The sequence below is a fragment of the Psychrobacter sp. HII-4 genome, assembly GCF_904846595.1.
Lineage (GTDB): Bacteria > Pseudomonadota > Gammaproteobacteria > Pseudomonadales > Moraxellaceae > Psychrobacter > Psychrobacter celer.
In genome coordinates, this window is the sequence record NZ_CAJHBJ010000027.1 from 1 (window position 1) to 13,301 (window position 13,301).

Annotated in this window: 14 protein-coding genes; 2 read left to right on the top strand and 12 right to left on the bottom strand. The window is 50.6% G+C overall.

What is annotated here, in order from left to right:
• Window positions 1–117 precede the first annotated feature (117 nt).
• Entirely contained in the window at window positions 118–1,296 is a 1,179-nt protein-coding gene (locus JMX98_RS10820; protein WP_201586565.1) for a CobW family GTP-binding protein, read from the top strand.
• 30 nt (window positions 1,297–1,326) lie between these two features.
• On the opposite strand, the gene JMX98_RS10825 is transcribed toward JMX98_RS10820, so the two are convergent.
• The 4 genes from JMX98_RS10825 to ubiG form a co-directional block, all read right to left on the bottom strand.
• The gene (locus JMX98_RS10825) at window positions 1,327–1,593 is read right to left on the bottom strand and encodes a DksA/TraR family C4-type zinc finger protein (protein ID WP_201586567.1); all 267 of its coding nucleotides are present in this window, start codon (window positions 1,591–1,593) and stop codon (window positions 1,327–1,329) included.
• 184 nt (window positions 1,594–1,777) lie between these two features.
• Window positions 1,778–2,611, bottom strand: coding sequence for a YciK family oxidoreductase (locus JMX98_RS10830; RefSeq protein WP_201586569.1), 834 nt, complete (start codon window positions 2,609–2,611; stop codon window positions 1,778–1,780).
• A 99-nt stretch (window positions 2,612–2,710) separates the two neighbouring features.
• Window positions 2,711–3,421: an HAD family hydrolase gene (locus JMX98_RS10835; RefSeq protein ID WP_201586575.1), complete on the bottom strand. Its 711-nt coding sequence runs from the start codon at window positions 3,419–3,421 to the stop codon at window positions 2,711–2,713.
• Between the two features lie 55 nt (window positions 3,422–3,476).
• Window positions 3,477–4,325, bottom strand: a complete 849-nt coding sequence (ubiG, locus tag JMX98_RS10840; RefSeq protein WP_201586576.1) for a bifunctional 2-polyprenyl-6-hydroxyphenol methylase/3-demethylubiquinol 3-O-methyltransferase UbiG — start codon at window positions 4,323–4,325, stop codon at window positions 3,477–3,479.
• 346 nt (window positions 4,326–4,671) lie between these two features.
• Here ubiG and JMX98_RS10845 point away from each other — a divergent pair, with 346 nt between their 5' ends.
• The gene (locus JMX98_RS10845) at window positions 4,672–5,292 is read left to right on the top strand and encodes a thiol:disulfide interchange protein DsbA/DsbL (protein WP_075102176.1); all 621 of its coding nucleotides are present in this window, start codon (window positions 4,672–4,674) and stop codon (window positions 5,290–5,292) included.
• Window positions 5,293–5,457: 165 nt separating this feature from the next.
• On the opposite strand, the gene yjgA is transcribed toward JMX98_RS10845, so the two are convergent.
• The 8 genes from yjgA to mazG form a co-directional block, all read right to left on the bottom strand.
• Entirely contained in the window at window positions 5,458–5,970 is a 513-nt protein-coding gene (gene yjgA / locus JMX98_RS10850; RefSeq protein ID WP_198337030.1) for a ribosome biogenesis factor YjgA, read from the bottom strand.
• 56 nt (window positions 5,971–6,026) lie between these two features.
• Window positions 6,027–6,998, bottom strand: a complete 972-nt coding sequence (gene rapZ, locus JMX98_RS10855; protein WP_413786551.1) for an RNase adapter RapZ — start codon at window positions 6,996–6,998, stop codon at window positions 6,027–6,029.
• A 179-nt stretch (window positions 6,999–7,177) separates the two neighbouring features.
• A complete protein-coding gene (gene panC, locus JMX98_RS10860) occupies window positions 7,178–8,059 on the bottom strand; it encodes a pantoate--beta-alanine ligase (protein ID WP_201586577.1) in 882 nt (293 codons plus the stop codon).
• A gap of 91 nt (window positions 8,060–8,150) precedes the next feature.
• A complete protein-coding gene (gene panB / locus JMX98_RS10865) occupies window positions 8,151–8,951 on the bottom strand; it encodes a 3-methyl-2-oxobutanoate hydroxymethyltransferase (RefSeq protein ID WP_201586578.1) in 801 nt (266 codons plus the stop codon).
• A gap of 51 nt (window positions 8,952–9,002) precedes the next feature.
• Window positions 9,003–9,593 carry a 2-amino-4-hydroxy-6-hydroxymethyldihydropteridine diphosphokinase gene (folK, locus tag JMX98_RS10870; RefSeq protein WP_201586579.1) on the bottom strand — a complete coding sequence of 197 codons (591 nt, stop codon included), beginning with the start codon at window positions 9,591–9,593 and terminating at the stop codon, window positions 9,003–9,005.
• A gap of 24 nt (window positions 9,594–9,617) precedes the next feature.
• The gene (gene pcnB, locus JMX98_RS10875) at window positions 9,618–11,828 is read right to left on the bottom strand and encodes a polynucleotide adenylyltransferase PcnB (RefSeq protein WP_201586586.1); all 2,211 of its coding nucleotides are present in this window, start codon (window positions 11,826–11,828) and stop codon (window positions 9,618–9,620) included.
• A gap of 163 nt (window positions 11,829–11,991) precedes the next feature.
• Window positions 11,992–12,396 (bottom strand): ComEA family DNA-binding protein, encoded by a 405-nt coding sequence (locus JMX98_RS10880; RefSeq protein WP_201586588.1) that lies wholly within the window; start codon window positions 12,394–12,396, stop codon window positions 11,992–11,994.
• Window positions 12,380–13,246, bottom strand: coding sequence for a nucleoside triphosphate pyrophosphohydrolase (mazG, locus tag JMX98_RS10885; protein WP_201586590.1), 867 nt, complete (start codon window positions 13,244–13,246; stop codon window positions 12,380–12,382). Before mazG ends, JMX98_RS10880 begins: the two co-directional genes overlap by 17 nt.
• Window positions 13,247–13,301 lie beyond the last annotated feature (55 nt).

Consider the following 13,301-nt stretch of genomic DNA (forward strand, 5'->3'; position numbering starts at 1 on the left):
GTCTGTGGAGTCGTGGTCAGTCTAAATCTCAAATGAGAAATAGCGCGTGACAATGAAGCAGAAAGAAAACGTCAAACCTATCTAATAGTCAATATTGGCTAGGTTTGAGTAAGATTTTTGGAACGGTTTTTGGGTGCTGGCAAAACAACCCTCATCAATCACTTACTGACTACCAAACCGACCGAACAGCGCTGGGCGCTCTTAATCAATGAGTTTGGTCGTATCGGTATTGATGGTACGCTGCTAAAAGGTGCTGATTGGTGGCAGGCGGCGCAAGAGACGATCGCCGTACGAGAGGTCAGCGGCGGCTGTATTTGCTGTACCAGTCAGCTACCCTTACAAATCGCCATCAGCCGCCTACTCAGTGAGCACAAGCCGCAGCGTTTGCTCATCGAGCCGACCGGACTGGCTCACCCTCGCGAGCTCTTCCAGCAGCTGAGCGAGCCACATTGGCAAACTGCCCTACAGATGCAAGCGGTACTCACCGTCTTAAATGCCAAACAATGGCAGCAAGCCAAATATCGTGAGCATGAGGGCTTTGCGGTGCATGTGCAAGAGGCCGATGCACTGATTATCAATCGTTACGACCATCTAAGCGCCGACGAAATACAAGCGCTACAAGCATGGATAGCCACACTGAATCCGCACGCTATTATCATTTGGGCGGCACATGAGCCTGCTGCGGCCGTTAGTCATGATAGCGATCATAGCAATAATCCCGATAACAGCAGCAATGGTAGCAGTGACAAAAATGACACGCTACCAGCCTATATCACCATGCTACGCGAGCAGTTGACCAAGCCCAGTCAGGTCTTAAACCGTCAGCATAAGGTTGCGCTTGAGCCATTGGCCAAATCAGCACTTCGCATGCCATTGCAGGGTAACACTTCTGCCGTCTCTGCGTTGGCCGGTACTACCTTGACTGGCAGTAGTGCCCAGAATAATACCGATAACGAGCTGCCTTATCGTTATCACGAGACACAGCAAGACCTGCTCTTGGCCGGTTGGCGACTGCCAGCGCATTATGTGCTGCCCGCAGATACCTTACAAAGGAGGCTACCAAACTGGCAACGCGTCAAAGGCGTGGTATACACCTTGGATGGTTGGTTGCAGCTGAACTTCACGCCTGATAGCCTAACTACCCGTACAGTCGGTGCGCAGAGCGATAGCCGCTTGGAGGTCATTTTGCAAGGTACTGACAATGGCAGCAATGATGGCGCTGACCATACGCCTGTCGCTATCGACTGGCAAATCTATGATCGTCAGCTTATGGCAATGGTCGTGGCACTAGGGTAGCGAGCCTCTCACTCTTATCATGTGTGCCTGCTATCGAAGCTGACTGTCCTTACTACCACGCCGATTAAACAGCTCCGTTGCCCGTACGGTTTTTTCAAGCTCGCTCTGACAGCCGACACAGTGCTGCACACCGGGTACGGCCAGTCGCCGTGCTTGTGGGATCGCATTGCCACACTCATCACAAAACTCAGCGCTTTCACCTTTAGGCATAGCCCGTCGCGCCCGCTCTAATGCGTCGTTGACCGTTGCATCCATTTGCTCGTGCTCAGCACCATCTCTTGACCATCCACCTGCCATAACGTCATCCTATTTATTATTAATGCTATTTAGCTCTTAAACAATAAAAGCCTTTAATAACAAATAGATGGGGATATCTTTATGGATTACAATACCAGTTAGAGGCGGTAGATGAGGACGCCATCATCAGATATAGGCTAATCACGATGAGACGTGCCTGAGCCATTTTTCTTATTGGCGAGCACTAATCTTTTGGTTGCAACGCGACCACTTGCCCACGCACGCCGATACTGGCATCACTCATCAAGCAGACATAACCTGCCATGATATCCTCAGGGGTTTTTAGGCTCATGGGGTTTTCTCCTGGGTAGGCATGAGCACGCATGTTGGTACGCGTCCCACCCGGGTTGATACAATTAAAACGTAAATTTGTGGTGTTTTTTGTCTCTTGGGTAAAGATATCGCTCATACCTTCCACTGCCTGCTTGGAGAGCGCATAGGCACCCCAAAACGCGCGCGGATGCGTGCCCACACTACTAGAGGTAAAGACGATAGAGCCATTGTCTGCGTCTTTGAGCAGCGGTAGCAGCGCCTGCGTCAGCATAAATGTCGCCGTACAGTTGACCTTCATCACTTGTGCAAAGGTATCGACGTCATACATCTCAAGCGGTGTCAGCTGCCCAAGCAGACCAGCATTATGCAAGATACCATCTAGCTGGCCGATTTCTTTATCGATCAGCCCCTCTAGCTGCTGCATCTCGGCATAAGTGGCACCCTCTAGGTTCATCGGTAGCATGGCAGGCTGCTTGCCGCCAAAGCTCTCAATCTCATCATAGACATACTCAAGCTTGCTGCTGGTACGTCCGAGCAACAATACAGTCGCGCCATAGCGCGCATAGGTCAAGGCGGCGACCCGCCCGATACCGTCACCTGCTCCTGTCACCAAAATAGTCTTGCCATCCAAGCAGTTGTCAGGGGGTACAAAGCTGCGGATCTCGTCATGTGTCAATGGCTGGGTAAAACCAGCTGTGTCTGTGCTGCTCTGCGGTTTGGTTGGCTGATTCGTAGTGTCACTCATGGCATTACTCACTGCTTATTATTAAATAGTTAGGATGCTTAATTGATATTTCGATAAATGGCTTTTAAGGCTTAGCTTGTAGTGCTTATCTTGTAGAGGCTATAAATAATCGAACTGCCCCGAAGACAATAAAAGTTTATTTAACGCTTCAGGCGTCTCAGTAATATAGTCTGCGCCCCATTTTTTTAGGCTTTTTTGGTCTTTAGGTGGGATATAGCCATAAGCGGCTAAAATCGTCGGCATGCCAGCGGCGTTACCGGCTTCGATATCGCGTATATGATCGCCGACATACAGTACGCAGCCTGCTGCACCGCGCGGAATACCGAGCTTCTCTAAGGCCACATACATCGGCTCAGGATCAGGTTTTGAGCGCGAGACATCGTCGGGGCAGACCAGGACCGCGCAGCGCTCATCTAATTGCATCACACTGAGCAGCTGCTCGGCCAAATAACGCGGCTTATTGGTGACGATACCCCATGGCACGCCTTTTGCTTCCAGTGTGCTCAGTACCTCGTCGAGCGCAGGAAACACGCAGCTATCGACGCAGATGTCTGCTTCATAATCGTCCAAAAACTGCTGACGAAAGCGCTGCAGCTCTTCATCACTCGCCTGCAGTTGGTCATTATGACGCAGCATCAGCCGCACCATGGCCGAGGCTCCGGCAGAGACTTGCTCTCGAATTTGCCCTTCCGGCGGCGCTTGCCAATCGTTTTCACCGCTCATCTTTGCGATGATGCGGACAAAGTCAGCAGCAGTATCGATTAACGTCCCATCAAGGTCAAATAAAACCGCTTTTACAAATTGGCTCATAATAAATGCTCTTAGTCTAAAAGATAAATGTAGGCAAAATCACTTGAGGACGGCGCTATTGTAGTGGCTTTTGTACCGCCATCATATAATTGACATCGACGTTTTGTGCCAGCCAGTAGCGTTTGGTCAGCGGATTATAATGCAGGCCAATGATGTCTTGGCGTCTAAATCCAGCATAGCCAGCCATTTTGTCAAGCTCAGCGGGGGTGATGAACTTGGCATAATCGTGAGTGCCGCGATCAAGCAGACGCAGCACATACTCTGCGCCAATGATGGCAAACAAATAAGACTTGGGGTTGCGGTTGATCGTCGATAGCACGCACACCCCGCCTGGTGCCAGCAGCTCAAAACACGCCTGCACAATCGACTGAGGGTCCGGCACATGCTCCAGCATCTCCATGCAGGTCACCACATCGAACTGACCGGCGTGCGTTTTTGCCAGCGTCTCTACAGGGATATGCTGATAGCGCAGCGTGTGCCCAAGGCCACTTTGCTCGGCGTGGAGGGCGGCAGCTTTTAGGTTTTCGGTTCCCAAATCAATGCCTGTGACATCTGCGCCGCGGCGTGCCATTGACTCTGACAATATCCCGCCGCCGCAGCCCACATCCAGTACTTTTTTGCCCGCCAGACCCTGCTCGGCGGTCTTATCAGTGTGCTGCTCATCAACAGAGGACTGCGCGCTTTGATAGCCGCGTTTGATATTTTTTTCTATCCAGTTGAGGCGTAGTGGGTTGATTTCGTGCAATGTCGCAAAGGCGCCCGTGCTACTCCACCACTCCCCTGCCAGCTTATTAAATTTATCAACCTCGCTGGCATCCACATTGATGCTGTTAGTCTCGGCATCATTGACGCGGCTATCGGTATGCTCATTGGCAGTTGACGAAGAGGCATGGACTGAGCTCATGATATTTCCTTTATTGTCATTATAAGTGTCGTATATGAAGCGATTGTCGTACAACGTTTACAACGCGCACAACGATACACTCAATATTAGCATGAGAGTAGCGGCTTTGTCGTGAGGTACATCGTCACGGATTGTGAGTCATGGCTATTGATTCGCTCACAGCTTTACAACCATTCGTTAAGAATCGGATTCACAAGCGCCTATGTTTTACGTTATCATAGGCGCTACTCTATGGTAGGTCGACCGTACTCGACACTATATCGTTTATACAGCTTTTAGCACTTTTGGCCTGTTTAAGCGATAAAACCCATCATCACCCTAAGTTTATACATCTCAAGGATAAAGTATGAAACGTGTCATTACACTGACTGGTCTGGCTATGGCTATTGGACTTGCCACTATGGGCGCACAAGCTGCCGACTATGTCGCCGGAAAAGACTATCGCGTGCTCGACAATCCAGAAAAAATCAGCGGTGACGCCATCATTGTTCGTGAGTTTTTTTGGTATGGCTGCCCGCATTGTAACGTCCTCAATCCGCATATGGAAAAGTGGGCAAAAACCAAAGACAAAGATGTCGCGTTCTTTAAAACCCCAGCGGCGCTAAACCCTGTTTGGGAAGCCAATGCCCGCGGTTTTTATGCCGCCCAGCTATTAGGGTTTGAAAACAAAACCCACGACGCTTTGTTTGATGCCATTCATAAAGACGGCAAAAAACTCTTTGACCAAGCATCATTGAGCAAGTGGTATGCGTCAAAAGGCGTGGATGAAAAGAAATTTAACAGCCTATATAACTCGTTTGCCGTCGGTACAAAAATCGGCCGCTCACAAGCTGGCGCAAAGCGTTATCAGCTCTCAGGGGTGCCAGCAGTCGTGGTACAAGGCAAATACGTTGTCACCGGTGAAAGCGCCAAAGTACCCAAGGTCGTTGATTATTTGGTCGACAAAGCACGCGCTGAAAAGAAATAAACCCAGCCCTTTAACCAAGTAATTTAACCGAGTGCTTCGGTCTTATCGCAGCGCTAGCGCATATCCTGATAGTAAGCCTATAAATAAAAGCCAATCATTTGATGATTGGCTTTTTTGTTTGTTTGCGTTTATAGAATTTATAGTATTGGTAGCGACGCTGGGCAGTTATTTTTTGAGCTGCGACAAGATGGCCACTTCTCGTATATAACTGGCCAAATCGGCTTCTGATTCTGCTAGTAGCTCATCATCTTGCATGTGCTTGGCGTACTCAATCCATAACAACAGCTGATACATGCTGTTGCGCTCAGAAGCTTTGTATTGTTTGACAAACTGCTTTAGCGTGCCTTCGTCATTGATATTAAGGCGATCATACCAGCTCTCGATTTTGGAGACTTGCTCTTTTGGAAAATAGGCATCAAACAACGCTTTGACAAGCTCGTGGCGGTTTTCTTCGCCGATAAGCTTACCCACACGCTTGGTCTGACGATTGCGCGCATTGGCACTGGTGATGTCCGCCAATGCCATCAGCTCAGCCATAAAATAATCACTGGCTGGCAGTTTTTTTAGCTGTTTTTTCGACAAGCTTGCAAGCGGTATGGATAACTGCTGCAAGCGCTCATGGGCTTTTTTGAGTTCTGTGCGCGAGACGCGCATCTCCTGTTCTGACCAGTCAATCATAAAAGCGTTCCGAAGTGATGAATAGTAAAATAATAAAGTGCACGTCTGCTAGGAGTTTACCACCGGCTTTTTTCGCGATGCTTGGCCAACACCTTGACCCCTGCTGGCATGTTCTGTGCCAAACGGCGCTGCAAAGCATCTGTGATAAACACCGAGCGATGCTTGCCGCCTGTACAGCCAATCGCTACCGTCACGGTATGACGGTTGTTGTGTAAAAACTCAGGCAGCCAGCGCGTCAAAAACTGATCGATATCATCGGTCATTTCTGCCACTTCTGGATAGTCGGCAAAAAATGTGGCGACCTCTGCATTTAGACCAGTCGCCGCTCGCAGCTCAGGGTTCCAATGCGGGTTTGGCAACACCCTTACATCAAAGACAAAATCAGCATCGATAGGGCTGCCATACTTAAACCCAAAAGACAAAAGATTGATGACAATCTGATTGTCCATGCCGATATGCGCACGTAAGCTGTCTTTTAACTGATGGATATTTAAGCTGCTGGTATCGATTCTGATATCAGCGTGACCTGCTATCGGCTCTAACAGCTCTATCTCTCTTTTGATAGCCGCTGGCAGGTTAAAGGCGATATGACGGGCATTATCACTATCCACATCTTGCGACATCAGCGGATGGACACGGCGAGTGGCATTGAACCGCGCGATTAAAGTATGCTCTTGCGCGGTGACATAAACGACTTTGACCGCCTGCTTGCCATACGTTGCCTTTAGCGCCTCATAAGTCTCTGCAAAGTTAGACAAATCAGCGCGCGGTGTGCGAATATCGACTCCAAGGGCGATACGGCGTATACCGCTTTCCCTCACCAGCTTGTGAACTGCCTGTGGCACCAAAGACAAAGGCAAATTATCGATAGAATAATACCCAAGATCTTCTAAGATATTGAGCACTGATGTTTTGCCAGAGCCTGAGCGGCCTGAGACAACAAGGATGCTAAGTGCAAGTGCGGCGGCTGGCCGTCGCACTTGCTCCAAAGCCTGCTGATTGCTATTGTGTTGATCCATGTCCATCATCCACCTGTCCTAGGTTATCCAAGCCATACATACTAAACCACTCTACTCAGCCATCATAAAAGCGGCCTTGCTTTTGCCACAGAGCGGCTATGGCAATTGTTGTCGGTAGTTGACGCTATTGCTTCCTGCACATTGCGATATTACGATGTCTAATGATATGACGGCGAATTGCATAATGACTACTTAAGCGTCACTAGCTGATTGTCCAATAAACGCGCGCGCCCAAGCCATGCCGCTACCAAAATAACCATGTCTTGCTTATCTTTATCAAAATCCTCTGTAATAGCATCCAGCTCAGCGGTTTTTATCTGTAAATAGTCAACAGTAAACCCTGCATTTGTGAGGTGCTCACGCGTCTGTGCAAGTAGCGCCGTTATGTGCGGCAATATCGAGCCTTGCGGCGCTATCTTTATATCTTGTAATTGCTGCGCCAAACTTTGCAGCGCTTGATGGAGCACAGGAGCCACCTGCCGCTCGCTGGCCGTTAAGTACTGATTGCGTGATGATAGCGCCAAACCATCAGCAGCACGGACAATGGGCGCGGCGATAATCTCTAGCGGATAACTAAGGTCTCGCACCAACTGCTTGATAATCGCCAACTGCTGGTAATCTTTTTGTCCAAACACTGCCGCATCAGGCTGGATGATATTGAACAGTTTTGACACCACGATACCCACCCCATCAAAGTGTCCAGGACGTGAGTGCCCGCATAGCTGCGCGCTAATCGTCCCTGCCAGCACTGCTGTCGCGGGCGGCAAGACTGGATACATCTCCTCGATACTGGGCGCAAAGACATAGTCCGCTGCCACTGTGGCAAGCTTTGCCACATCGTCGTCCAGCGTGCGCGGGTAGCTATCAAAATCTTCACCTTCACCAAACTGTGTGGGATTGACAAAAATACTTACCACCACGATATCAGCGTGTTGCTTGGCGATGTTTACCAGCTCAAGGTGGCCATCATGCAGATTGCCCATCGTCGGCACCAGAGCGATAGATTGCTGAGTGCGATGCGGCTGCAGCGCTGCACGCAAGTCTGATATCTGCTGATAAATGATTGGCATGATAAAGCCTTCTGTTCTTAATAATCGTAATTGCCCAAAGACAAAGTCAAACTCACTAGAATTGTCAAACTATCATCAATCCAACTTAAAACTAGCTAAATTGATGCTGGGTGGTAGGAAAGCTGCCCTCACGTACCGACTGCTGATACAGGGCAAATGCGCCTTCAATACTGCCAGCACGATTGCGCTCATCGGTCAAAAAATCATGGACAAAACGCGGCACGCGGCCGTGCGCCATACCGAGCATGTCATGCATGACCAGCACTTGACCATCAGTATCTGCGCCTGCGCCGATTCCGATCACTGGCACCGCGACTGCTTGAGTCACCGCTTTGGCCAGCTCAGCGGGCACACACTCTAATACTAGCAGCGCTGCGCCTGCGTCGACGACGGCTTTGGCATCAGCCAGTAGCTTGTCTGCTGCTGCCTCACCGCGGCCTTGGATTTTATAGCCACCAAAGACATTGACCGACTGCGGCGTCAGCCCTAAATGCACACACGTTGGGGTGCCTGCCTGCGCTAAGGTCGTGACCAGCTCGCACAGCTCGCGACCACCTTCTATCTTTACCACGTGCGCGCCCGCCTGCATCAGCTTGCGGCTATTGGCCACCGCTTCTGGCAAAGTGACGTAGCTCATAAATGGCAGATCCGCCAAAATCAAAGCGCTGCTGTTACTCCGAGCGATATTGGCGGTATGATAAACCATATCGTCAACCGTAACTGGCAGCGTTGAGTCATGGCCTTGAACAACCATCCCCAAACTATCACCGATTAAGATCGTGTCAATCTGCGCCTTGTCCATCATCCGCGCAAACATCGCATCATAGCAGGTTAGGCACGTAAACTTGGTGCCTTCTTTTTTAAATTTATTTAGCGTAGATAACGTCGTCATATAGCCCTCAATTCCTTTGATTATCAGCTGAATATCTAGCGAGCGCACCGCTCATGAGTTACTTTTTAATAACTTGAGACCTGTCCAATCGCAGCTTGGTGGATAGTCCGCAATCGGCTTGCCCAATACCTGTAGCTCTGGCGCTATCTCACGTAGCGGTAGCAAGACAAAGTTACGCTCACACAATCCAGCATGCGGTATGGTCAGCTTAGCGTCCGTCATTTGCAGCTGATCATATAACAAAATATCGACATCCAAACTGCGCTCGCCCCAACGGCGCAATCGCGCCCGTTTTGCCTGTGCCTCTAGCTGATGACAAAACGCCAATAGCTCCAACGGCAATAACGTCGTCTCAAACCCCGCGACCGCATTGATAAAGTCAGGCTGGTCTTGTGGCCCCATCGGCGCTGACGCATAAAACGATGATACCCGTAGATGACGTATCTGCGCATGCGCTTGTATCGCGTTGAGGGCGGTCTGTAGATGTTCGGTCGGCGAGCCCAGCTCATTGGCCAAATTACTACCCAACCCCACATAGGCGCATGCCCACTCTGCTGCGTCCTGATTACTGCTGTGACCATGTGTGCTATTGACGTCTACAGCACCATCGGCACTTTGACTGTTATGAAGGCGATTATTCATACCATTGGCTCTCACAGTCACCGATCAAGCGCCTTCAGCACTAGGCTGACGACGACGGCGCTTTGCGGGTATCGGGCCTTTATCCGTCTCTATCAGACTGATGAGCGGCTGAGGCATTGCAGTTTGTGTTTTTTTGCTTGCGCTGGGCGCGGACGTTTTTGTTTTTTTAGTGGTAGCGGCTTCTTTATGGTCTGTGCCGCGCTTAGCTGGCGGCTCAGCTTCGGTAGTAGACTGAGCAGCAGGTTTTGGCGCTTGTTTTGCATAAGCCTTAGCCGGTTTTACGGGCGTCTGCTCGCTGGCATCGGTCGCTTGCGGTTTGGTCGTAGTAGCAGTCCTGCTGGGCTGACGGCGGCGACGCTGATAAGGTATCGGCGCATTATTGAGACTCACCAGTGCTGGCGACTGGGCAACCGTGAGCGCAGGCTTATCTGACATCGATGCGACGGCTGTGTGCTTATCCTCGCAGCTAACGGCTTGAGCCGATGGCGTCTGCTGTGTTGTGGATGGGTTTTCTACTTGCGTCTTTGATTGTTTTTGCGGTCGTTTTTGCGGCTGTTTAGGCGCGGCTTGCTGTTTGTCTTGAACAGCAAGCCGCGCCTCTTTATCTTGCGGCAGCTGTTTTTTTAGCGGCGGTACGACTTTTTCGTGCTCGATGACAAACAACGGCTTTGGCGCGGCAGGCTTTTTATGCGACTGCTTGATAGCGGCCAGTGACAATTGCTGCAATTGTGCCAGCTCCGCCTCGTCCTGCGACAATGGCTGATTGTCATCATGACGACCAGCGCTTGACTTACTGTTTGGCTGACTATTTGATTTGCTAGTCGCTGGCTGTGATTTGGCACGGCGACGACGCGCAGGAATACCGCCTGTATCAGCGCTGTCTTTTTGATGTACATTTGATGGTTTGGACGACGCGGTATCTGTCACGCTATCGATACTGCTATCTGACTTTTGGTTTTGGCGATTGCGCCCGCGGCCGCGTTGGCCTTTTTTGTAAGCGCCGCGGCGGATATTTTCATCAAAATCAGCGATGGCTTGCTGCTGCTCGGACGTGGAGAGCGTCTGATACGTCTGCCACCATTCGCCCATACCGTTGGTCGACTCAGACAATGGGTGCTCAGCATCGCCGCACTGCTCACGCAGCAATAAAAAATCAAAGCCTGCGCGAAAACGTGGATGCTCAGAGAGTTGGACGATTTGCTTGTTACGTGGTGCAGATAGCTTGGGCTGCAAAATCCAGATATCACGGATAAATTGCTCAGCAAACTTTGGAATGGCGGTTTTGATACGCTGACGGTCGATGACTTTGCCAGCGGCGTGCAGTTGCGCATCGGCAAAAGGCATGTTGCGTTTTTTGGCTTTTTCTAGCTGGTGCAGGTAGTTTTCCCACAACAGCGCCGCATAAAAGAACGCCGGATTGATGCTTTTGCCAGCAGCGATGCGCTTGTCGGTATTGATCGCCACTTGCTTGACCAGTGCGCTTGGCTCAGCAGGTGGATAAATGACCAGACTATCCATCGCCCCTGACTCAAACAATAACGGCAATAGCGGCACCAAATAGCCACCGGTAAACATCTTTTGCGTCTCGTCATAGAGACGGTGCGGCGAGATTTGCTCAAGCAGTGCCCAATTACTTTCGTGGAACTGCTCGGAGAGCTCTTTATCAAACTCAAAGCTAAGCTTGGCCTTAAAACGCAGCGCCCGTAGCAGACGTACAGGGTCTTCTTCGATACGAGTAGGCGCGTGGCCAAGCAGACGAATGATGCGATTGTCGATATCGTCAAGCGCCCCACAAAAATCATGGACCACGCCTTTGAGTGGTTGATAATAGAGCGCATTGATAGAAAAATCACGACGGGCAAAGTCTTGTTTGATATCGCCCCAGACATTGTCGCGCAAAATCATACCATCTTGGTTGGTATTGGCGTTGTTGGTCGGTGGTCCGCGAAACGTCGCCACTTCAATCAGCTCACGGCCAGAATACACATGCGCCAATTGAAAGCGGCGACCGATGATACGGCAGCGCTTTCCAAAGACGTCTTTGATCTCATGCGGCTTGGCATCCGTCACTGCGTCAAAGTCTTTTGGACGCAGACCCAATAATGTGTCACGCACCCCGCCCCCGACGATATAGGCATCAAACCCAGCTCGGGTCAATGTGGCAATGACTTCAGTAATGGAATTGGGTAATTCAGATTTATTCAGTTCTAACTGCTTGGCGGCACGCTCGGCCATGCATCTACTCCTCGCCGGTATTCTTTGATCACCCCTAACAGACACAGTGTTTATCAGGCGGATGTAACGACTAGTTTAACAAATTTTGCGCCTGCTGGGTGTGTTATGACCGCTACTTACGTGCTATTTTGTCAATATTCGCCTTGATTATTGCCAAACGCCTTTATTCATCTTGTACGCTGATGCGCGCTCGGTTTTTCTCAACGGTCTTCTGACCGATGCCTTTGACCTTTGCCAAGTCATCGACCGTCTGAAAACCGCCTAACATCTCGCGGTATAAAATAATCGCCTGCGCCTTACTACTACCGATACCGTGCAGCGAGACCAGCCCGCCCTCACCAGCACGATTGATATTGACCACCGTTTGCGTGCGTGCTTGCAACTGCGCGGCATCTTGCGCCAATAAAGACGCGTATGCTTGCTGCGGACTGGCAAAACAAGTCGCTGCCAAAGCCTCGCTTAGCATGAGCGTCATGATAAGCACTGCCCCAGCAGCAGCCGCACTGACTGCGCTGACAGCTATGCTGAGCATAGCACCGATCAAGCCAGGCTTATGATGAGCGTTCATGTCGTTTTGCCGCCTCCCACAAGGCATCCATTTCCTCAATATCGCTATCCTCTAGGCGCTTGCCTGCCGCCGCCAGCTGCGCTTCGATATAGCCAAAGCGTGATTTAAATTTATGCACACAGGTCAGCGTTGCCGCTTCGGCGTCAAGGCTGAGCTTGCGCGCCACATTGACCAGCGCAAACATACAATCGCCCAGCTCTTTTTCGATATCGCTAATATTGGCTTTTATCTCCGCCTTGGATTTATCCCTAACCTCCGCCTTTAACTCCTCGATCTCTTCTTCTAACTTCTCAAACGCGCCTACCACTCCTTCCCAATCAAAGCCCAGTTTTGACGCTTGGCTTTGTACCGACTGCGCTTGCATCAGCGCGCTACCTGCCTTCGTCGCATCCAAACGCCGACGCGGTTTGCCCCGCGCTTCATCGACTCGCCGCTCCTCCGCCTTTATCTCATCCCAGCGCGCTTTTACCGCCGCGTCGTCTGTCAGGGTCTCCGCTTCAAACACATGCGGGTGACGGCGGATGAGTTTCTCTTGCAAGGTAGCAATCACATCGCTCATATCAAAACGCCCTTGCTCAGCGTAGAGCTGGCAATGAAATACCACTTGCAGCAGTACATCACCCAGCTCGCCCTTGATATCTTCGTCATCATCCGCTTGTACTGCTTCGCCAAGCTCGTAGGCTTCCTCAATCGCATAAGGAATCAGGCTACGATTGGTCTGTTTTTTGTCCCACGGACAGTCGGCACGCAGACGCGCTATCAAGGCAAGTAAGTCATCAATCTGGCCGGTGGCCTCAGGGGTGCCCTGTACAGGCGTGGCTGGCAACGTGGTTTGCTCTAACGGTTTCATAAAAGATGCTCTTGTTTTTGCGGGTTGGTTCCTATGACAGCTAGTGTATCATTGA

What these genes read in the sequence shown, in the direction of transcription:
- JMX98_RS10825 (WP_201586567.1), bottom strand. Translation starts at nt 1,593, where the DNA reads ATGGCAGGTGGATGGTCAAGAGATGGTGCTGAGCACGAGCAAATGGAT.
- JMX98_RS10830 (WP_201586569.1), bottom strand. Translation starts at nt 2,611, where the DNA reads ATGAGTGACACTACGAATCAGCCAACCAAACCGCAGAGCAGCACAGAC.
- JMX98_RS10835 (WP_201586575.1), bottom strand. Translation starts at nt 3,421, where the DNA reads ATGAGCCAATTTGTAAAAGCGGTTTTATTTGACCTTGATGGGACGTTA.
- ubiG (WP_201586576.1), bottom strand. Translation starts at nt 4,325, where the DNA reads ATGAGCTCAGTCCATGCCTCTTCGTCAACTGCCAATGAGCATACCGAT.
- JMX98_RS10845 (WP_075102176.1), top strand. Translation starts at nt 4,672, where the DNA reads ATGAAACGTGTCATTACACTGACTGGTCTGGCTATGGCTATTGGACTT.
- yjgA (WP_198337030.1), bottom strand. Translation starts at nt 5,970, where the DNA reads ATGATTGACTGGTCAGAACAGGAGATGCGCGTCTCGCGCACAGAACTC.
- rapZ (WP_413786551.1), bottom strand. Translation starts at nt 6,998, where the DNA reads ATGATGGACATGGATCAACACAATAGCAATCAGCAGGCTTTGGAGCAA.
- panC (WP_201586577.1), bottom strand. Translation starts at nt 8,059, where the DNA reads ATGCCAATCATTTATCAGCAGATATCAGACTTGCGTGCAGCGCTGCAG.
- panB (WP_201586578.1), bottom strand. Translation starts at nt 8,951, where the DNA reads ATGACGACGTTATCTACGCTAAATAAATTTAAAAAAGAAGGCACCAAG.
- folK (WP_201586579.1), bottom strand. Translation starts at nt 9,593, where the DNA reads ATGAATAATCGCCTTCATAACAGTCAAAGTGCCGATGGTGCTGTAGAC.
- pcnB (WP_201586586.1), bottom strand. Translation starts at nt 11,828, where the DNA reads ATGGCCGAGCGTGCCGCCAAGCAGTTAGAACTGAATAAATCTGAATTA.
- JMX98_RS10880 (WP_201586588.1), bottom strand. Translation starts at nt 12,396, where the DNA reads ATGAACGCTCATCATAAGCCTGGCTTGATCGGTGCTATGCTCAGCATA.
- mazG (WP_201586590.1), bottom strand. Translation starts at nt 13,246, where the DNA reads ATGAAACCGTTAGAGCAAACCACGTTGCCAGCCACGCCTGTACAGGGC.